Below are 20,942 nucleotides of genomic sequence, written 5' to 3'. Positions count from 1 at the left end.
CTGCCTATCTTTTTTTACCACAAGTTGGCTCAATCCTTACTAACTATGGGTTTGGGGTGGGTCGTCACCCCCCCAGGGTTTGGTGTCAAGCTTTCTGGTAGCGCCTTAATTCACATCGCTGTGAGTGTGGATTAACTCACCTTCCATAGGTATGGAAATATTCAACTTAGACAACTCCGGGTTTAATATCGCCTTGACAATACCAGAACTCACCATCACCTCCAAACACCCAAGGGCTTGATGAAGAGCTACTCGAGCGTGTTGCACAGAAAAACGCTCTCCAAGCACCAGTATCAACTGCCGATAAATTTGTTCAATGTACTGAGTGTGGCTCAAAATGTCAATCAGCAAACCATAAAAACCTGTAATGGGCAAGCGCTGACCGTTCTTAACATAACACTTGATCCTGTTAATTTCACCAGCATTATAAACCGCTACAAATTCAACATCAGCCTCCACTAAGTCTAACTGAAACACATTGTACGCCGAAAGTAGCCAAGGAACCTCCTCCTTTGAAAAGCGCTGCATCACCTGTTTCATACAACCCAAATCAAATCCAGCAATCACCGCTTGACCCAAAATATCATTCGTAAATCCACCTTGAGCTAACCACCGAAAAGCTTTTTCCGGGCTTAAATTCAAACCAGCATCCCGCGCAATTTCCCTTGAATGTTCTTGTAAATCAGTGAATTGACCGTTAGCAGCGTACCAATAATCAGCGAAGCGAATATGCTGTTCAACTCGGCTCCGTTGATTGTGGTCGTATTGAGATTTAAGCCAGTTGCCGTCGTATTTCTGCTGCTCTTGCTCTAATTCCAAAATCGTGTAAGCCAATTCACGGGCACCGGTATGAGCTAAAGTCATGCCCGCCGATAAAATTGGGTCAGCGAAACCAGCAGTTTCACCTACCAAAAACCAGTTTTCTCCTACTGTTTTATCAGCCAAAAATGACCAATCTTTTGTAGTTTCAATCTTTCCGGTACTGGTAGCATTAGCGATTAACTTGTTGATGCGAGGTTCGCTATTGAGGGCTTCGGTATAGATATCCTCTGGTCGTTTTTTCAGTGACTTATAATGTTCTGCAGGGCAAACGAAGCCGATACTGGTGCGAGTTGGGCCCAAGGGAATGAACCAAAGCCACCCGTGACTCAAACTCATTACCTGTATCCGGGTGCCGCCAACGCCAATTTTATCTGACCATTCAGCGTTTGTCCAATAGTCCCAGATAGCTATATTTTGCAGTCGCGTCGGGCTGTGTGTCTTAACGCCCAAAGCTCGCCGCAGCACGCCAATGTGACCGGATGCGTCGATGTAGTAGCGGGCGGTTATTTGTTCTTGCGATCGCACGTGCAAAGCCGTAATCCGATCGCCCACTACATCTACCTTAACAACCGCAGTTTCTTCTCTGACTAAGCATCCCATTTCTGCCGCGTGGCGCAGCAAAATTTCGTCATATTTTGCTCGATCGACCTGAAAAGCAGTTTGCCGTCTCTGACCCTCAAATTTAGCAGGTCGCTGTTCATCTTTAAACAACTCCGGCTGAATGAAATTAAAATCCCAAGGCTGTGGATCTGTTCCCCAGCGATAGATTCCACCAATCTTAATCGGGAAGTCGGCTGCTTCTACTTTGTCCCAGCATCCCATTTCCTGAAGCACATCACTAATTTGAGGCAATTGACTTTCCCCAACGTGATCGCGAGGGAATTTTTCTTTCTCTACGATTAGCACGCTCAGATTGGGATTGTATTTCTTGATCAGAGTGCCAGCAGTGCTCCCAGCGGGACCGCCGCCGACAATAACAACGTCGTAATGGCTCATATCAAATAGAGATAGTAGATACTACTTTTGGGCATTGAAGAGACAAATGTATAACTGGTCAGCCTCGTCGGAATCAGCGAGGCTGAAATCTGTTTGCAACAGGTTTTATCCGACTGCGAGTTTTTCCTCTTCCGGTATGTGAGAAGTGTGGGAAATATCTAAATTCTCCGTCCAAGTATGAGCAATATCTAAATTCTCCGTCCAAGTATGAGCAATATCCAAATTCTCCGTCCAAGTATGAGCAATATCCAAATTCTCCGTCCAAGTATGAGCAATATCCAAATTCTCAGTCCAAGCATGAATAAGATGCGGTTCTAGCTCATTGATTGGAGTTGAATTGCTGTTCACTTCTGACATAATGCCTCTCCTTCTAAGTAATGAAGTTATCTAATCCTAAAACGTTCGAGTTCTAAAAGTGGAAAAGTTTACATTTCGCAATCTACGCAGCGTTTAAAGGTTGCAAAATATCCCGGGGTTGGGCAAAAGGTTGCTCAAAGCTATGGGTTTTTGCATAAACCAGAAGCTCATCCGTCAGTTCGGTAAAAACTTCAAACAAGTTATCAACTATCTTAACAGCCTCTTGACGGGTTTCCTCTGACAGTTGTATGTTTTTTATCAAGTGATCCACTTCCGGCGTTCCTGTAGTATGACCTGTTTCCACTGCTAGATGAAAACACCCAAAATAAAGAAACTCCTTTTGGGTAATTGTTCGTAATTCTTGAGCAATAGGTGCCGCCGTTGAGAAGAACACATTACCCGTTGCTTCTATCACTTCCAGAATAGCTAACTTAGTAGTAGGACTAGCCCCAAAAGCAGAGCGAAAAATTTGATGTGATACCCAACGCGAAGCTTTTGTTTCTTCATTCCACAGAAAATTCAAAGCATCGCTGAACTTCACTGATCTGTTAATACCCAGTGTTTCCAAATCTTGCAAAAACCACAACCAGTGATGATCGTCTTCATAAGTGTGATTGTTGACTATTACCTGAAGTGGATCGTTGGTTGGTTCTTCTCGGAAGACATACTTGTTAAATTCACCAAAACTCATCACGAAAGGAGAAACACAGGGAGCGAAAGCTAGGCGCTGTCTTGGGTCTATACTTGTGTCCCGCATAAACTCAAATAGCCCAGATTTAGCAAATTCTTGCTTCTTCTTTTCAATCAATGCTAGGACTTCTTCCATGGCGATGCACCTGATGATGAACACATGGTAGCAAGTTGATCATCCTAAATCTATGATCTGAATCATGCTTGTTTATGATGCACGTCATATTAGATTGTACTCTCGATCGGCTAAACCAGCGTTTGCCAGCCCTGGGCGTCCCATTTTTTATGGGTGACAAGGCTCAAAGATTTAGCTAAACCTTTAATTTATAAGGATTTGCCTGTCCTGTGTGCGATCGGCATCATAGAATTTTGTTACAATATTGTAATCAACTGAGTGAGGTGTCAGACCGTACAGGATTAAGTCTAAGTTCAAACTAGATGTTCTGCCGTCCGCTCCTCCATGCCATTTCAAAAAAGTTTAGGCATCTCCCTATTTAAAAAATCTATGAGTAATTACTGGTGTTTTAACATTATTTAAGTATTCTAATATACCCCCTCTATAAAAACACTTAAGTACCCTCAACTCGACAGTCGATCGATATCAAGCAAAATGTTTACCCAAAATTTAGTCATAGATAGAATAAGACCCATGAAAGCAATTCCTGGTTACAGAATCACAGAAGTTGTTCAACTTGGTGTGAACTCGATCATTTATCGCGGAGTCCGAGAATGCGATCGAGCGTCAGTCATTATTAAAACACTCAATACGGAGTATCCCACAATAGAAGAAATTACTCGTCTGAGACATGAATATAAAATTAGCTCTAATCTCCGACTCGAAGGGATTGTCCAACCCCATAGCTTAGAAAAATATAACAACAGTTTCGCTCTGATTTTAGAAGATTGTGGCGGTCAATCTCTCAAGCACCATCAAGCTGGTAAAAGTATTAAAATTCAGAAGTTTTTGCCACTGGCTATTCAACTAGCTCAGACTCTCGGAGAAGTGCATCAAAACCAGATTATTCATAAAGATATAAAACCCTCAAATATTATCATCACACCCGATTTGAAACAAGTAAAAATCACTGATTTTAGCATGGCAACACGCCTATCTAGAGAGATTCACCAAAATAGCAATACCACAGCGCTAGAAGGCACTCTAGCCTATATATCCCCAGAGCAAACTGGTCGAATGAACCGCGACCTCGACTACCGAACTGACTTTTACTCTCTAGGCATCACGTTTTATGAAATGCTTACAGGAGAGTTACCCTTTAATTCAACCGACCCCTTAGAATTAATTCACAGCCACATTGCGGTGACACCTGTTCCTCCCCATCAGCTAACCAGTGAAGTCTCCTCGATGGTTTCATCTATTGTCATGAAACTATTAGCTAAAAATGCCGAAGACCGGTACCAAAGTGCCTTGGGAGTAAAAGCAGACCTGGAAAAATGTCTAACTCAGCTACAAACTACGGGCAAAATAGAAAATTTCATTCCGGGCCAACTTGACAAATCCGGTCAATTTTTGATTTCCCAAAAACTTTACGGTCGCACACAAGAAGTAGCTAATTTGATGGCATCTTTCGAGCGAGTCAGTTGGGGAAAAACTGAGATGGTATTGGTAAGCGGTTACTCAGGCATTGGTAAAACCTCAGTTGTCAGTGAAATCAAAAAACCAATTGTACGGCAGCGGGGTTATTTTATTGCTGGTAAATTTGACCAGTTTAAGCGGGATATTCCTTATGCTGCAATAACTCAAGCGTTTGAGTTATTGATGCAGCAGTTATTCACACAAAGCTCAGAAGACTTGGTAATTTGGAAAGAAAAGCTTTTGTCAAAGCTGGGTAATAACGGCGCAATTATTATTGACGTTGTCCCTTCTGTCGAACTAATCATTGGTTCGCAGCCTGCTGTTCCACAATTGGGAGCGACAGAATCTCAAAATCGCTTTAATCGATTGTTGAAAGAATTCATGAATGTGTTTGCCCAAGCAGAACACCCATTAGTTCTATTTTTGGATGATTTACAGTGGGCTGACTTAGCTTCTTTAAAATTGATTCAGGAATTAGTAGCTTATCAAGATAGCCGATATTTTTTACTAATAGGAGCCTATCGAGATAACGAAGTAAATTCCACTCATCCTTTAGTTCAAACTGTCGAAAAAATTCAAGAGAATGGTGTTGCCGTGCATCACATTATCCTCCCATGTTTGGATTTGAACAGCGTCAGTGAGCTAGTAGGGGATACTTTGGGCAATCAGACCAAAAATTTAAAGTGTTTGACAGAGTTAATTTTTAATAAAACTGGAGGAAATCCATTTTTTATAACTCAACTGCTCTCAACTATTCACTCAGAACAACTGTTAGCTTTTGATTTCACTGTTGGTGCATGGCAGTGGGACATCACGGAAATTGAAGCCGCTGGCATTGCAGATTACAGTGTCGTTGAATTAGTTGCTAGGAATCTGCAACAACTCCCGGAGGAGACGCAGCAAGTATTAAAATTAGCTGCTTGTATAGGCAACCATTTTAATTTAGAAACTTTGGCAATTGTTAGGGGCAAATCAGGTTCCGAAACTGCGGCGGATTTATGGGATGCGCTGCAAGCTGGTTTAATTCTTCCCATCAGCGATGCTTATAAAATTCCGATGCTTGATGAGGAAATTGTAAAAACACACCGGAAAGGCGGGACTCCCATCCCACAAAACAATCAAAATCATCCGGCAATTATGCACCGCTCAATTGATTATAAGTTTTTGCACGATCGCGTACAACAAGCCGCCTATTCTCTAATCCCTGACTGCGATAAAAAACAAACCCACTTAAAAGTTGGCACCCTGCTACTAAATTCAACTCCAGCATCGGAGATAGCAGAAAATATCTTTGATATTGTCAACCAACTGAATATCGGGGTGGAATTCATCACAAATCAAGAAAAGCGAGATGAACTAGCTAACTTTAATCTTATAGCTGGCAAAAAAGCTAAGAGTTCTGCCGCCTATGAAGCAGCGTTCAAATATTTTAATGTGGGTCGAGAACTTCTACCCGATCGAGCTTGGCAGAGTCACTATGACTTAATCATGGAACTCCATGCCGAAGCCCTGGAATCCTCCTATATAAATACCGAGTTTGAGGGTGCACTTCAGCTCTCAGAGGTTATTATAGCACGCGCCCAAAATTTGCTTGATAAAATTAAAGTTTACGAGCTAAAGGTTTTTTTCTACTTCAATCAAAATCAATCCCAAACTTCGATAGATGTAGCTATAGAAGCTTTAAAAATGCTGGGAGTCTATATACCGAAAAAACCAACTAAATTAAATATTTTCCTAGAGTTGATACGGACAAAACTAGCTTTAAGAAATCATCAGATTGAGGATTTATTGGAGCTGCCACCAATGACTGACCCTAATAAAATTGTGGCTCTACGGATTTTAACTAATATGAGTCCGGCCGCTTTTGTAGCAGCACCCGAAATATTCCCGCTGATCATATTTAAAATGGTTACTCTTTCTCTTAAATACGGGAATGCGCCACTGTCTAGTTTTGGGTATGCAAACTATGGTGTGATCCACTGTGGAGTATTAGGTGATATGGATTCTGGATACCGATACGGTCAAATGGCTCAGGCACTTTTAGAAAGATTGCACACCAACTTGCGCCACTCTCAAATTTCACTACCTTTTAATGCTATGATCCGTCACTGGTCTGAGAGTGGCAGAGCAAGTTTTACAGGTTTAATTGAGGGTATTGAGAGCGGACTAGAAACCGGAGATATAAACAATGCTTGTTACTGTGCGAGTTTTTACAGCAATTATATATTTTTGAGTGGCGAACCTTTGGACTCTGTGGAGACTAAGCAGAGTCAATATATTCAAATGTTGGTGAATTATCAGAATGAATTTATGATGAACCATAGCAGAGTAGGGGCGCAAGTTGTCTTGAATTTGCAAGGTAAAACAGCTAATCCTTGCCTGTTAATTGGCGAAATATTTAATGAAGATATGATTCTGCCAACCTTAAGGGAGAGTAAAAATAATCTAGTACTATTTGTAGTATATCTATCTAAATCATGGCTAAGTTATCTCTTTAAAAATTATGTAGAAGCCGTAGAAAATGCCAGAACAGCATCAATTTACTGTGAGGCTGTAATGAGCATGATGTATATTCCCATCCACAATTTTTACTATTCCCTAGCGCTGTTAGCGTTGTATCCCACCCTTGCCAAAAATGAACAGAAAAAACATTTAAAACAAGTGACTTCGCTTCAAAAAAAAATGAAGCATTGGGCTGTGAGCTCTCCGGGAAATTATCAGCATAAATATGATTTAGTAGAAGCAGAAAAAGCGCGAGTATTGGGACAATATGAAAAAGCTGCTCTGTATTACGATCGAGCAGTGAAAGGAGCATCGAAAAATGAATACATCCACGAAGAAGCTCTAGCCAATGAACTAGCTGCAGAATTTTATCTAGCTAACGGTCGAAATAAAGTGGCTCAGACTTATCTGATAGATGCTTACTACGGCTATATTCACTGGGGAGCAACCGCCAAGGTAAAACATTTGGAGTCACAGTATCCGATCTCTTTACCCCCTACATCGATGGGAAAAGCCAGCGCAGATCGAACTATTACTAGCACTAATTATAGCACGAGCAGCAGTCACAGCAGTTTATTGGATTGGACAACTGTTGTTAAAGCATCTCAAGCGCTAGCTAGCGAAATTGTATTGGACAAGTTGTTAGAAAAGTTAATGAAAATGGCGATCGAGAATGCTGGAGCCCAAAAAGGTTTTCTCCTGATGCCCGAGGAAGGGAAATTGCGGATAAAAGCAGCGGCATCGGTGGAGTCTTCGGATGTTGCAATTGAGCAATGCCCTAGAGTATCTCCTGCAGAGGTTTTGCCAATAACGGTGATTAATTATGTCGAGAAAACGCACTTAGATGTAGTTTTAAGCCAGGCTGCTAGAGAAGGTATATTTACAGACGACCCCTATATTAAAAGGCAGCAAGTGAAGTCTGCGCTTTGTACTCCTATTCTGAATCAAAGCAAACTCGTCGGTGTCTTTTATCTGGAAAATAATTTAGCTACTGAAGCCTTTTCTCCAACTAGGTTGGAGGTTTTGAAAATTCTTTCTTCCCAAGCTGCTATCTCTTTAGAAAATGCGGTACTTGTTGCTAATTTGTCGGAGGCGAAGGAACAGTTGGAGGATTATTCGCGGACGCTGGAGTTGAAAGTAGAAGATCGCACGCAGGAATTAAAGACTAAAGAAGCTAAGCTGCAAGAAGCTCAAAAACTGGCACACCTCGGCAACTGGGAATTTGATTTGGAGGGGGATAAATTAACTTGGTCTGAGGAAGTATTCCGAATTTTTGGCCTTGACCCTAAACTACCAGAACCCACGATTTTAGAACACAAGAAGCAAATTCATCCAGATGACCTACAGTTGTGGCTAGAGGCAGTAGAGCAGATTAGTCGGTTAGGAAATCCTTGCGAGTATGAGATGAAAATTTTGCGCCCTGATGGAGCTGTCAGATATATTTATGTTAAGGCGCAAGCTATTTTTGATGGCGGTAAGGTGATTAAGTTATTTGGAACTATACAGGACATTACGGATCGCAAGTCAGCAGAGGATGCTTTACGACTGTCTGAGGGGCAATTGAGAGAAAAAGCGACACAATTAGAAGTTACTTTGTCCGAATTACGCTCGACGCAGACTCAACTAATTCAAACGGAAAAAATGTCTTCTTTGGGGCAGTTGGTAGCGGGGGTTGCTCACGAAATCAATAATCCGATTAATTTCATTTATGGGAATGTTCTCCATGCTAATGATTATAGCTCGGATTTGCTGGGATTGATTAAGCTTTACCAGGAGTCTTACCCGAATGCTAATCCTGAGATTGTTGCTAAAACAGAAGATATTGACCTCACTTTTATTCAAGAAGATTTGCCCAAAATTCTAAAATCAATGCAGGTTGGGGTCGATCGCGTTCGCAATATTGTGCTGTCGCTGCGGAATTTCTCACGCCTGGATGAAGCCGAGATGAAACCAGTGGATATTCACTCCGGGATTGATTCGACTCTGCTAATTTTGCAGCACAGGTTGAAAAAGGATGCACTCGGACATGGCGTTGAGATAGTTAAAGAGTACGGTCAACTGCCGAAGGTAAATTGTTATGCTTCTGGGTTAAATCAGGTGTTTATGAATGTTTTGAGCAATGCAATTGATGCGGTGGAGTTAGCAGTTGGGCGACCAGAGACAACGGCTCAACTAGAAAATCCTTTATCTCCAATCTTTGAGCGAAAGATTAAGATTCGGACTGAGGTATTCGACAAAAACTTGGTGAGAATTTCTATTGCTGATAATGGTCGGGGGATGACAGAGGAAGTACGATCGCGAATATTTGACCCTTTCTTTACTACAAAATCTGTGGGGCAAGGTACCGGTTTAGGGTTGAGTATCAGTTATCAGATTGTAGTAGAGAAACACGGCGGGAAGTTAATGTGCTTTTCCGCGCCCGGTGAGGGGGCTGAGTTTGTGATTGAAATTCCTGTGAAGCAGTGAAGATTTTTTTATAAGATTTTTTTAACCGCAGATGGACCCCGATGAACGTAGATACAATTCTATCGGCATTCATCTATATTTCTCGGCTGATATCTGCGGTTAAAACTTCTCAATCTAAATATTAAACATCGCGTTCTGTTCGTACCCATTTGGTTTGGCGTTTCAGGAGAAAACCTAGATACAAAGGGATTTTCCAAAGAATGTAAAAAGGTACAGATAAAAGAGTTGAGCCAGAAATATTGGCACGCCCGAATTTTGCCCAAGCGCTGACAATTGAAACTAAAATCAGCAATCCTTGTACTGCTAACAAGACGGCGGGAAGTGAGGATGTTCCCAAAATTGCTGCTAGTAAGGAGGCGGCAAAAGCAGCTAGCCAGATAGCGACTAACAGCGATAGGGGAGGGACGGATAAGTCTAGGGCGATCGCCAATAAGTCAAAACGTTTTTGCTGGACTGAAGCTGCTGTCAGCCGGGGAGTTTGAGTTAACAATGTCTGTATGTGACCGTGTTCCCACCTGGTTCTTTGACTTTTAGCTGCTTGCTGCTGTTGTGGCAAACACCCGGTGACGTTGGCTTCGGGGCAGAATACTGTTGGATGTCCGGCGATCGCCAAATCCAAACTCATCTGCATATCTTCAACAATATTGCCGCTAGCTAGGGAAACCGAGCGAATTATCGACCAGGGAAAAGCCATGCCAGTACCCGTTAGTAATGATGGGAATCCTAACTTTTTTAATCCGCTGGGACGAACTAAGTTTTTTACAAGAAATGCTAAAGCAGAAATGGAATCTTTAGGAGTAGGATTTGGTGGCTGTTCCATGAGATAAGTTGCTTGCACAGGTCTTTGTTCAGCAACTGCAACCCGGGCTAATTTTTCTATAGAGTCGGGCTGACAGATGCAGTCTGCGTCAACCATGATGACTACTTCGGGGGGATCGGATTCGATCGCAGTCAAGCCGAAATCCAGTGCGTATCCTTTGCCCTTGCGTTGTGTGTCTTGGCGCTCGATCGCACTTGCACCGGAGTTACGGGCGATTTCTGCAGTAGCGTCCGTGCAGTTGTCAGCAATCACTAAAAGGCGGTCTTGAGGTGTTAGCTGCGGCAATATGGTGGAGATGGTGGTGGCAATTCCTGCTGCTTCGTTGTAAGCGGGAATTAAAACTGCTACTTTGGGGCGGGGTGCGTTACTTTCCACTGTCTCGCCCTGGCCGGACAAGAAAGCTGCACTGCATTCTAGAAATAGAACTGCAATGGGAATTAGAAGGATCAGGGCGATCGCCAATAGCACAGCATCAATCAATAGGAACAGTAGCTGATTAATTTCCACAATTCTAGTACCTTAATTTAATTTAATTTGTTGCGTTCACTGAGTTTATTTAATGTTATTGTACTTTGTTAACTCACGAAGCCACGCTCTCTAAAGTATCATTATATCATGCAGGCACAAAATCATCATTTTCACATTTGTTGTGACGGCTTACTTCCTACTAAAATTACTAGGACTAGCTTCATTACTACCAATTAATTTCATTCCGGTTGTGCGATCGTAACCAATATCATATTATGTCTATATTGACAATGTTAAGTCACTCAATTTAATTAAACCTCAAATAATGCCAGACTGGAGAAACCAGGTTTCTAAAAGAAACCTGGTTTCTGGGTGTTATATTTTTAATCAATTAAACACTTAGTCGATGTTTAACATCCAATCCGGTTGCATCGGAATAATAAAATCGAGTCAACAGTTAACACTCAACCATTCAGTTTTTTGACAAGGAGTAAACAGTCAACAATCATTTCGCTCTTGCAACCGGAATTGATATAACTCATTCATCCCTTGTGGGTGGGCACTCAGGAAGCAATCTCCAAACTCAAAACTAGGTTTAAGCTACGCTGCATCGGGGATAGCAACAGGTTCAGATTTTTTGGTGGTGAACTGTGCGGGGGGTGCAAATTCTCTGAGATATCTCGACACCGATCGCAAATATCCCACTTCTGCTTGAATCAAATCCAGCGTAGAAAGACTCTCAACTAAGTCATCAAACTCATCTGCCGTAACTCCAGCACTGTGCAAGACTTCTTGGTTAAGCCGCCCGCAAATTCCTTGCAAGAGGAGTTCGATAATCTCGCTATAGTCAGCGATTTCGGTTCCGTAACCTTGCAATTTCTTCGGATTGATTCCCCACTGCAAAATCTTCAACAAGTCTTCAGGGGCACTCCACGCAAAAGATGAAGCAATCACTTCTTTTTCCGCTGCGACAAGAGCGTGCTTGATTTGCACTTCGGGGAAAGCAGGATCGATGATTAAGTTTTCCAGTTTCGACACTTGTTTATCTAACACGCGCAAAGAAAAAGGAGCTAATTCTACAATCACCATGTCGCCAGCATCGTTAACCTTTCTAAAAGGATCTTCCAAAACATTAATTAGGAGGTGAATGTCTGTAGGTTTTTTCCAGTCAAATTGTCCAAGGAAAAAGGGTTCTTCGTATCCCGGCAAGAGTCCTTGAAAATAAATGGGCAGATTTTTGCCAGATTCAAGAATTTTATAAAGAGCTACTTCCAAGGTTTCTGTCGGCCACCCGAGATTACTCACGGCGACAAATTTCAGTTTTCCGGGAACGGACACAATCAGAGAATTCAGCAATAAATGTACGGCTTCAAAAAGATTTTGAGCAGTTACGTAGCGGTGGGGAGCGTGAACGTTGACAGTTTTACCTTGCTCTACTTTTTTGGACATTTGCTCGCAGAACAAGCTATTTTCCAACATATGAGTAAAGCGAACCATCCCGTAAGTGACATTTCCTTCTTGAGCGGCTTTGGCAAATTGCCATTCGGCAAACTTCTTCGAGGCGGCGTAAACTTCGGTTGTAAAATATCGAGATGTTTTGCCTGTAGAAGAGAAGATGCAGTGTTCTACGCCGTATTCTTCGCAGAGTTGGATGACGTGTTTACATCCTAACAGGCTGGTTGTAACTGTTTCTCGGATTTTGATTTCAGCTAGCCCGGGTTGGCGCTGGGCCGCTAGGTGAAAAACAATTGCTGGTTTTTCTACCTCAAATATGTGTTTGAGCGCGTCGAGGTTGCGAATGTCAACGGCATAGAAAGTTACAGCACCTTCTCTGGTAAAAAGCGGGAGATTTTCTTCGGGGTTTTGACATCGGGCGTTGTCTGCGGAAATGATTTTAGTTGCGCCTAATTCGAGGAGTTTTGCGATTAAGAAACGACCGACACATCCTTCTCCACCGGTGATGAGGATGGTTTTTCCTTTTATTTGGCTGCTGATTGCGGATGCGTATAGGTGAATAGTGCGACCGCGCACGTCACTAAAAGGTTCGCTTTCTAATTGTCCGTCGGCTTGATATGCCCTGATTAGCTGTGCGGTGAGAGTTTGTAAGGCTCCGAGGATTTCAGGATGTTGCGGTTCCGGGGAACCCGGCGGAACTAGCTGCTGGATGCGATCGATGATTTCTGCTTTGCTGGCACCTTCAAACACTTCTGATGGGTTAAATGCACTCTTCACTTTTTAGCCTCCTTTAATTTCTAGGGATACGGTTGCTGATTCTAAATTGTTAAACAGATTTTTGAGGGACAGAATTTTTAAAAGCCTGCTTGGATTTAGGATTTTTTAGACTGAAAGCTACTTTATCCGAAAGATACGCGCTCGGTTCTGCTACTAATTGCTTGTATTAAGCCTACTTGTAGTTTTATTAAGCGCTTTTTTTTACCTACGTACTTTAGCGATCGGCAAAGTCGGAACCTTCTCTGTGCAAAATTTGTCTCTACAACTATAAACTTAAGTTGCTGACTGTTGGCAATACTCAGAACAGATCTTTACCATTTCTTTGTAATCACCTGCGAGTTTTTACGCAATTTTAAAGTTAATGTAAAGTAGGGTCGGTGTTTAAAAAACTTAACACTATACTTGATATTGATAATAGCATTTTATTACTTAAATAAAATGTATTTGTTGCTACCAAATAAACTAAAATTTTTAAGTAATAATACGCACAAAATCGCCCAATCTTTGCGTCTGCTGAAAAGATTGCTACTTAATGGGTGGGGTAGTGCTGTGGCTACCCCTGTATGTGTGCTGCTACTAGGCGCGAACGATGCGTTCTTTTTTGCTGCCTTCAAAGCCACGAGCATCCCCAACATCGTAGCCTCCTGTCCGCAAGCGGCGGTCTAAATCGCTAGCTTCGGGAGAAGTTTTTGCTGCTTCTTCGATCGTCACTCTGCCTTCAAGCACCAGTTTGTAAAGACCCTGGTTGATAATCTGCATTCCTTCGTAAGTATCATGTTCCATTAATCGGAAAGCTTCATCATCAGCACCTTTCATCAAGTAATCGTGCATGGCAGGTGTATTCACCAAAATATCGTGAACTGCTACTCTACGGTTGTCAACAGTTGGCAGCAAAAGTTGAGCAATTACCGCTACTAAAGAATCGCAAATTTGAATCCGCATCGCCTGTTGTTCTTCAGGGGGGTAGAGGTTCAACAATCGGTTAATAGCGTTAATGGCACTGCGAGTGTGGAGAGTTCCCAATACTAAGTGACCTGTTTGAGCTGCTTGCAATGCTGTATTGATGGTAACGCGATCGCGCATTTCCCCGATCAGAATCACATCCGGGTCTTCCCGCAAAACAGCCCGCAAAGCCTGTTGAAACTCGTGGGTATGCAAGCCGACTTCCCGCTGGCTAACCAAGCATTTTTTAGAAGGGTGAATGAATTCGATCGGGTCTTCAATGGTAACTACGTGCTTTTGCTCCATCTGATTGAGGTGGTCGATCATCGCAGCTACGGTTGTCGATTTCCCCGAACCGGTAGGCCCCGTAACTAATATTAATCCCTGCGACCGCAAAATAATACTTTTGAAAACTTCTGGCAACCTCAAGGAATCGATAGTAGGTATTTCCAAACTGATCAATCGCAATACTATGGCACCGCCGCTGAGAGACTCAAAACAGTTTAGCCGACACCGCACGAAGCCAGGGTAAAAAATTGCTGAATCTAATTCCTTGGTAGTTGCAAACTGTTTTCGCTGTTCGGGGGTGAGAATTTCGGCTAGGTACTGTTCAAAAATTTCTGGCGTTACTTTGGGGTGGGTGGTTGCTACTTGCATCACGCCACGAATCCGAAATCGAGGTACTTGGCCTACTCGAATGTGAATGTCAGAAGCCGAGGCACTATGGGCATCTCTGACCATTTGTTCGATCGTACTGACGGGTGTCTCAACAGGCCGCTGCTGGGCTGCGGGGGGCGGACTCGGCGCAGGTGCAGGAGGTGGCGCGGGAGTTGCAGCCAAGGGCGGGGGCGGCGGCGGTGTTCGGCGGGCTTGAGCCTCTGGTCGAAGGGGTGTAGGATTGTTTAATGGGTTCATTTTTTTGTCTCCAGTCAATGTAGATTTATTGCGAAAAAATGCCCGATTTCTAATCTTATCGCTCGCAGCTAATTCGGTGTTAAATGCTGAGAATATTTTACAATTAGGCTTGATGGGGCGATCGAGTAATTAACAATTTAAACTCCTATGAACATCGGTCACAAAATCGCCGACTGGCTGGAGAATCGCGCTGTTACCCCTGCCTACGCGGGTTGGCTGCTGTTGGGGATGACAGTTTTCTTTTTTGGGTCGGCGACTAATACAATGTCTGGGTGGCTGTACGTGCTCAGCGGTGGGGGTTTGGCGCTGTTGGGAGTAGCGGCGGTTTTGCCTGGAAAATCGCTCCGTTCCTTGGAAGTGCGTCGCCGTCCGATCGAACCGGTGAGTGCGGGCGATCGAATCACCGTCGAACTAGAAATCGAAAATAGCGCCCGCCAACCTAAGACTCTATTGCAAGTCGTAGACATCTTGCCGTTTGTATTGGGAGAACCAGTCGTCCGCCCGATCGAAGTCATAGAGCCTAACAGTATATACAGAGATACATACTATTTAGAAGTCCGGCAGCGCGGGGTCTATCGGTGGCAAGAGGTACACTTGAGGACGGCGGCACCTTTAGGGTTGTTTTGGTGTCGGCGCAGCCGCCCAGTCAAAGCGGTGGCGGTTGTGTATCCACAAGTTTTGCCGTTGAGCACTTGTCCTTTGATCGATCGCATCGGTCAAGAAGACAGCCCGCAATTTTACAATCGCAGTCGATCGCAAACTGCTACCGAAGGTCTCACCCGCAACCTCAGACCTTACCGCCACGGAGACCCCACCCGCCTGATTCACTGGCGTACCAGCGCCCGCTACGGAGAACTGCGGGTAAGAGAGTTGGAAATTGCAGCCGGCGGTCAAGAAATTATTATTGCTCTCGACAGCGCTGCGGCGTGGCAGCCAGAAGAATTTGAACGAGCCGTGACTGTAGCTGCGTCTCTTTACTTCTATGCTAGCAAGCGGCTGTTAAACGTCAAACTTTGGACTGCCGGGACTGGAATCGTTTCGGGCAACCGAGTAGTTTTGGAAACTTTAGCGGCGGTTAATGCTGGGGAAGATGCGGTTGAGAATCGGCCGAAACTGCCGATAATTTGGCTGACTCAATACTCTGCAACTTTAAGCACTCTTTCCCCAGGCAGCCGCTGGGTACTCTGGCCGTTGGCAACTGCTGAAATCGGCGAAAAAATTTTAGTAAAACACGATTTACCAGGCTTAGAAATTCGCTCCGACCGACCCTTAGAACTTCAGTTACGAGAAAGCATTTCATAAACTTGTAGAGGCTACGCTCGTTAAGAATGAAGAGCGGAGCCGCTTCAGTCAGAATGGCAGCATTTTTATTATTTAGTGTATAAAAATATGAAAGACGAGTTTGATGACAAAGAGAGAAAATTCGCTCCCGCCGATCGCTCAAACCAAATTTTTGGGCGAACAGAATTATATTTATTGCTGCTGCTGTTCGCTGGTGGCATTGCGATAGACTACTGGTTTAGTCATCACCCACATCAGCTTTGGCGATCGCCGACGCAACAGCCTGTGGGTCTCAATCCAGAGTCCCCCAAACCGCTGCTTTAATCGGCTCTCGTCAACGCTTGCACTTTCTTTCCGCAAAGGCAAAATGATACGCATCGGAAAACTTATCTGGAGCCGCTTTTCGCATCTGCTCTTGCGTCCCAAGCGATTGGCGATTTTTGAAGCCTGCCTGATTGGGCTAGTGTCGGGACTGGCTGCGCTCTTGTTAGCACAAGGAGTTGGTTGGCTCGGCGGCTGGCGGCAGCAGGCAACGCATTTAATCCCAGCTTATGTAGCGCTGCCGTCGATCGGAGTCCTAGGCGGATTCTTGTCTGGATTGATAGTCGATCGCATGGCTCCCGCCGCCAGCGGGAGCGGCATGAGCGAAGTGAAGGCGGTACTCGCTAACGTTCCGATGCCTTTGAATTTACGAATTGCTCTAGTAAAGTTGGTCAGCGCCACCCTCGTACTCGCTGCCGGAATGCCCCTCGGACGAGAAGGACCGACGGTACAGATAGGGGCAGCGTTAGCGAGTCAACTGAGTCGGTGGTTCCCAACTTCACCGGATCACCGCCGTCAAATCCTCGCAGCAGGCGCCGGAGCAGGACTTGCAGCCGCGTTTAATGCGCCGATCGCAGGTGTTTTATTTGTGGTCGAAGAACTGTTGCAAGACGTTTCTGGAATCACCTTGGGAACAGCGATCCTGGCTTCGTTCATCGGGTCTGTGGTCGCTCGGATCAGTGGTTCGCACAATCTCGATTTAGATCTGCATCTTGTTGTCTTTAATACCAGCTTTTCTGCGGGTGAGATTCCCTTTTACCTGCTGCTGGGAATTCTAGCAGGCGGACTTGGTGTGCTGTTTAATCGCTCAATCCTTACAAGTTTGACGCTGTACCGCCGCTTTCTCCATGTCGGCTTACCCTGGCGAATCGGATTTGCTGGGCTGATTGCGGGAATTGCACTCGCTGCCTTACCAGATATATTTCGAGACAATGCCGGACTCAAAGAACTGCTCTTAACCGGAAATGCAGACTGGCAACTCGTGGCGATCGTCTTTTGCATCCAGTTTTTTCTGATCGTCGTCACCTACGGTTCTGGCGCACCGGGCGGGTTGCTGATTCCCAGCATGGTACTCGGTGCAGCGTTAGGATACCTCGTAGGAGTCGCAGAACACCAAGTTTTGGGTTTAAGTCTGGCAACCACTTATGCACGGGTTGGGATGGCGGCATTTTTCTGTGCGGTTGCTCGCACTCCGATTACTGCGGTAATCCTGGTGTTTGAGATGACGACTGACTTTAATTTAGTGTTGCCGCTGATGATCGTATCTGTGACTTCTTACCTGATTGCAGAATTGCTCGATGAGGGTTCGCTTTACGATCGCTTACTCGCCTTTAAAGGCATTCACCTGACGAAAGAAACGAGCGCTCAAGATCCTTGGACAGATCTAACTGCATTGGATGTGATGCAGCCTAAAGTAGAAACCCTTTCTAGTCGAATTCGGCTCGAAGAAGCGTTACAGGCGTTTTCTCAGTCTTCCCACTCTACGTTTCCGGTGGTCGAAAGCGGCAAGCTTGTCGGCATTTTAACTCAAAAGGATATTGCCAACTTTTCTGCACGAGGATTGAATGGTGAGAATCTTGTCAGGGATCTGATGACACCAGAGCCCGTTCGCATCGATCCAGAAGATACGCTTGCCTATGTGCTGCATTTGCTCGACAGACACAATCTCAATAGCTTACCAGTCGTAGAAGGACGGCGATTGGTCGGTATTATTACCCGCAGCGATATCATTCGCGTTGAAGCAGCTTATCTCAACAACGAAAGTCTCGCTCAACCCAAGGTAGAACGAGCTCGGATAATTCACCAAACCAAATCGCCAGAAACGGGACAAGGGCGCATCCTCGTGCCGTTGAGCAATCCAAAAACATCCCTGACGCTGTTAGAAATGGCAGTGGCAATTGCCCGCGATCGCAACTATGAAATTGAATGTTTGCAGGTGATTGTTGTGCCAAGACATCATGTGCTTGCAGAAACTCCAGTAAAAACGGCTGAGGGTCAAAAGCTACTAAAGCAGTCAATCCGTCTATGTCAAGCGTGGCGAGTTCCGATCCATACCCAGATTCTAGTGGCGCATGATTTGTCAAGTGCCATTCTCGAAACGATCGAAGAGCGACATATCGATCTTGTCTTAATGGGGTGGAAAGGCTGCACTAAAACACCGGGGCGGGTTTTTAGTCGAGTTGTCGATACTATGATCCGACAGGCTGTTTGTGAAGTGGTGTTGGTGAAGTTAACCGATCGAGCAATATTTGAGCGGTGGTTGGTACCAATGGCAGGCGGACCCAATGCCCAGCAAGCAGTTCGGTTGCTACCTGGATTGATTTCTCTGAGCAAAACCGCACAAGTCAGATTATTTCATGTGTACGATGGTTCTAAGGAGCGCCAAGCCGACGACCGTGCTGATTTTGAACCAACTGAGGAAGTCTTGAAAATTGCCGCTCAGTTTCTCAAGCCCCAAGTGAATGCCTCTATCTTGACGACTTCTGTATGTGCTGATTCTGTGTCGGCTGCGGTGTTGAGTTATGCCAAACACGATCGAAGCGACGTGATTGTTTTGGGTGCGAGTCGAGAGGGATTGTTGCAACAGATGAAACAGGGAAATATTCCAGCCGTGATTTCTCGCCAAAGCAACTGCAATGTGATTTTGGTGAGAGCGTTTTGAAGCAGGAAAATGAACCACAAGCGCTCTCGTATCCTGTCGATTACTATAACAAAAACGGTTTGTAGTGCGTGGGTTTAATCGATCGGACACGGTATGAATCGTAGAGCGATCGTCAATCCGGTGATTTGTTTTGATATTGAAACATTTTTGATAGAAACGAGAAGAGTTTTTGAGGTAGCATCTGAGTTTTGTTTTTGTAGCGCTGTCGCGCAATCGCGAGTAATATCAAATCCGGTAGCATCGGAATTATATATTATCATCGATAGTGCTGTCCCCGCTCGCGAAGTCGATTGCCAGCGGGGACAGCACTACATAATTCCGATGCTATCGGAAACCATATAAAGGCTCGCATTCAAACAAAAAAAATATTTTTACAAAGCCGCAGATGTTCCCCGGTTAATCTCTCGTGTCGGGCAGAGTTTCGACTACATACTCTGGTACATATTCGGGTCGGTTCTCTGGCAAATTTTGGGGCAAATTCTCGGGCAAATTCCCCGATGGATGTTCGAGCCTGACTCGCCGGATCGGGAGATTTGCAATCAGTGCTGTGGCCCGCTGGTCGCTCTCCAGCGAGAACTCAGACCCGGTAGTATCGATTTCCACGTAGCGAGATACCACCTCTAGAATTTCTCGGCGCATGGACTCAACCATTTCTGGGCTGAGTTCTGAGCGGTCGTGGGCTAGAACCAGTTTGAGGCGCCGTTTTACCTCGTCGCGGCTGTTGTCGGGGGTACGCGGGAAAAGTCGTTCGAGAAGTGTATAGATCATGGGTCGGGCGGGTTTGTCAAGGGTTAGGCATAGAAAAGGTCATACCATTTTCGATTTTCGATTTTCGATTGGGGAATCACTGATTCCCGTCTAGTTTGGGGCTGGTCTACAGTTTCATTCTTTTTGGTAACTGGTGTCACTGGGGGAAAATTTGGGGTAGTTTTTGTGATGCGGTCGCTGCTGTTAAAGATCGATCGCCAATGAGCACATCACATAATTTTAGTATTTAAGAACTTGCGGAGGCGAGTAAAGAAGTTTTCCCGACGGGGATTGAGATCTAGAAATTCAACTTTTTCGCCTTCTAAGCGGCGGGCAATGTTGTCGAAGGCAGTTCCAGCTAAAGAGGCCGTTTCCGACAATACTAATGGTTCGCCTCGGTTGGTGGAAACGATGACGCGCTCGTCGTCGGGAACGACGCCTAACAGCGAAATGGCGAGGATTTCCCGCACGTCTTGCACCGACATCATATCATTTGCCAGCACCATTGCGGGTCTGATCCGGTTGACGATTAGGTTGATTTTCTTGACGTTGTTGGCTTCCAGCAGACCGATGACTCGATCGGCATCGCGGACAGCAGCGATTTCGGGAGTGGTGACAATTATCCCTTCTTGAGCCGGCGCGATCGCATTTTGAAAACCTTGTTCAATACCAGCCGGAGAGTCGATCAAAATATAGTCGTATTTTGCTCCCAACATCCCCACAAGCTGCTTCATTTGCTCGGCGCTGATGGCATCTTTCATCCGAGTTTGGGCAGCCGGCAACAGCACCAAGCGCGGCTGCCGCTTGTCTTTCACCAAAGCTTGCTCTAACCGACACTCTCCTGCGAGAACTTCTAATGCCGTGTAAACAATCCGATTTTCTAAGCCCAGCAGCAAGTCTAAATTTCTGAGACCGAAATCGGCATCAATTACGGCCACGTTGCGCCCCCGCTTAGCTAAAGCCATGCCGAGATTGGCTGTGGACGTGGTTTTTCCTACCCCGCCTTTCCCTGATGTAACAACAATAATGCGAGCCATAAGCGATTTTTAGATTAGTTATTGGTTATTGGTTATTGGTTATTGGTTATTGGTTATTGGTTATTGGTTATTGGTTATTGGTTATTGGTT

At 44.8% G+C, this 20,942-nt stretch carries 13 protein-coding genes; 4 read left to right on the top strand and 9 right to left on the bottom strand.

What is annotated here, in order from left to right; translation table 11 throughout:
* Positions 1-105: 105 nt before the first annotated feature.
* The 3 genes from QUA33_RS24805 to QUA33_RS24795 form a co-directional block, all read right to left on the bottom strand.
* Positions 106-1,818, bottom strand: coding sequence for an NAD(P)/FAD-dependent oxidoreductase (locus QUA33_RS24805; protein WP_333152026.1), 1,713 nt, complete (start codon positions 1,816-1,818; stop codon positions 106-108).
* 105 nt (positions 1,819-1,923) lie between these two features.
* Complete coding sequence (locus tag QUA33_RS24800; protein WP_333152024.1) at positions 1,924-2,175, bottom strand: hypothetical protein; 252 nt, start codon at positions 2,173-2,175, stop codon at positions 1,924-1,926.
* A gap of 82 nt (positions 2,176-2,257) precedes the next feature.
* Complete coding sequence (locus QUA33_RS24795) at positions 2,258-3,001, bottom strand: hypothetical protein (RefSeq protein ID WP_333095949.1); 744 nt, start codon at positions 2,999-3,001, stop codon at positions 2,258-2,260.
* A gap of 513 nt (positions 3,002-3,514) precedes the next feature.
* Here QUA33_RS24795 and QUA33_RS24790 point away from each other — a divergent pair.
* Positions 3,515-9,427, top strand: coding sequence for an AAA family ATPase (locus tag QUA33_RS24790; RefSeq protein WP_333152022.1), 5,913 nt, complete (start codon positions 3,515-3,517; stop codon positions 9,425-9,427).
* Between the two features lie 121 nt (positions 9,428-9,548).
* Here QUA33_RS24790 and QUA33_RS24785 read toward each other — a convergent pair whose 3' ends face one another.
* From QUA33_RS24785 to QUA33_RS24775, 3 genes are all read right to left on the bottom strand, one after another.
* Positions 9,549-10,754 (bottom strand): glycosyltransferase, encoded by a 1,206-nt coding sequence (locus QUA33_RS24785; RefSeq protein ID WP_333152020.1) that lies wholly within the window; start codon positions 10,752-10,754, stop codon positions 9,549-9,551.
* 561 nt (positions 10,755-11,315) lie between these two features.
* The gene (locus QUA33_RS24780; protein WP_333152018.1) at positions 11,316-12,947 is read right to left on the bottom strand and encodes a polysaccharide biosynthesis protein; all 1,632 of its coding nucleotides are present in this window, start codon (positions 12,945-12,947) and stop codon (positions 11,316-11,318) included.
* Positions 12,948-13,523: 576 nt separating this feature from the next.
* Positions 13,524-14,804: a PilT/PilU family type 4a pilus ATPase gene (locus QUA33_RS24775; protein ID WP_333095945.1), complete on the bottom strand. Its 1,281-nt coding sequence runs from the start codon at positions 14,802-14,804 to the stop codon at positions 13,524-13,526.
* A 147-nt stretch (positions 14,805-14,951) separates the two neighbouring features.
* Here QUA33_RS24775 and QUA33_RS24770 point away from each other — a divergent pair, with 147 nt between their 5' ends.
* Entirely contained in the window at positions 14,952-16,106 is a 1,155-nt protein-coding gene (locus QUA33_RS24770) for a DUF58 domain-containing protein (RefSeq protein ID WP_333152015.1), read from the top strand.
* 171 nt (positions 16,107-16,277) lie between these two features.
* Here the strand turns inward: QUA33_RS24770 and QUA33_RS24765 are convergent, their stop codons facing one another.
* On the bottom strand, positions 16,278-16,463 hold the full coding sequence (locus QUA33_RS24765) for a hypothetical protein (protein WP_333152014.1): 186 nt from the start codon (positions 16,461-16,463) through the stop codon (positions 16,278-16,280).
* Here QUA33_RS24765 and QUA33_RS24760 point away from each other — a divergent pair.
* Both QUA33_RS24760 and QUA33_RS24755 read left to right on the top strand, forming a co-directional pair.
* Positions 16,453-19,068, top strand: coding sequence for a chloride channel protein (locus QUA33_RS24760; RefSeq protein WP_333152012.1), 2,616 nt, complete (start codon positions 16,453-16,455; stop codon positions 19,066-19,068). The two genes, QUA33_RS24765 and QUA33_RS24760, sit on opposite strands and share 11 nt — an antisense overlap.
* A 93-nt stretch (positions 19,069-19,161) precedes the next feature.
* On the top strand, positions 19,162-19,410 hold the full coding sequence (locus QUA33_RS24755) for a hypothetical protein (protein ID WP_333152010.1): 249 nt from the start codon (positions 19,162-19,164) through the stop codon (positions 19,408-19,410).
* A 54-nt stretch (positions 19,411-19,464) separates the two neighbouring features.
* On the opposite strand, the gene minE is transcribed toward QUA33_RS24755, so the two are convergent.
* Both minE and minD read right to left on the bottom strand, forming a co-directional pair.
* On the bottom strand, positions 19,465-19,836 hold the full coding sequence (gene minE / locus QUA33_RS24750) for a cell division topological specificity factor MinE (protein ID WP_333152008.1): 372 nt from the start codon (positions 19,834-19,836) through the stop codon (positions 19,465-19,467).
* Positions 19,837-20,045: 209 nt separating this feature from the next.
* Positions 20,046-20,852, bottom strand: coding sequence for a septum site-determining protein MinD (minD, locus tag QUA33_RS24745; RefSeq protein WP_333152005.1), 807 nt, complete (start codon positions 20,850-20,852; stop codon positions 20,046-20,048).
* Between the last annotated feature and the right edge of the window lie 90 nt (positions 20,853-20,942).

The sequence above is a fragment of the Microcoleus sp. Pol14D4 genome, from assembly GCF_036701245.1.
GTDB lineage: Bacteria > Cyanobacteriota > Cyanobacteriia > Cyanobacteriales > Microcoleaceae > Microcoleus.
Note: the sequence above shows the minus strand (reverse complement) of the source record. Positions and strands in the feature narration are given on the sequence as shown.

Coding starts and splice junctions, on each gene's coding strand:
- QUA33_RS24805 (WP_333152026.1), bottom strand. CDS start 1,818: ATGAGCCATTACGACGTTGTTATTGTCGGCGGCGGTCCCGCTGGGAGC.
- QUA33_RS24800 (WP_333152024.1), bottom strand. CDS start 2,175: ATGTCAGAAGTGAACAGCAATTCAACTCCAATCAATGAGCTAGAACCG.
- QUA33_RS24795 (WP_333095949.1), bottom strand. CDS start 3,001: ATGGAAGAAGTCCTAGCATTGATTGAAAAGAAGAAGCAAGAATTTGCT.
- QUA33_RS24790 (WP_333152022.1), top strand. CDS start 3,515: ATGAAAGCAATTCCTGGTTACAGAATCACAGAAGTTGTTCAACTTGGT.
- QUA33_RS24775 (WP_333095945.1), bottom strand. CDS start 14,804: ATGAACCCATTAAACAATCCTACACCCCTTCGACCAGAGGCTCAAGCC.
- QUA33_RS24770 (WP_333152015.1), top strand. CDS start 14,952: ATGAACATCGGTCACAAAATCGCCGACTGGCTGGAGAATCGCGCTGTT.
- QUA33_RS24760 (WP_333152012.1), top strand. CDS start 16,453: ATGATACGCATCGGAAAACTTATCTGGAGCCGCTTTTCGCATCTGCTC.
- QUA33_RS24765 (WP_333152014.1), bottom strand. CDS start 16,463: ATGCGTATCATTTTGCCTTTGCGGAAAGAAAGTGCAAGCGTTGACGAG.
- QUA33_RS24755 (WP_333152010.1), top strand. CDS start 19,162: ATGAATCGTAGAGCGATCGTCAATCCGGTGATTTGTTTTGATATTGAA.
- minE (WP_333152008.1), bottom strand. CDS start 19,836: ATGATCTATACACTTCTCGAACGACTTTTCCCGCGTACCCCCGACAAC.
- minD (WP_333152005.1), bottom strand. CDS start 20,852: ATGGCTCGCATTATTGTTGTTACATCAGGGAAAGGCGGGGTAGGAAAA.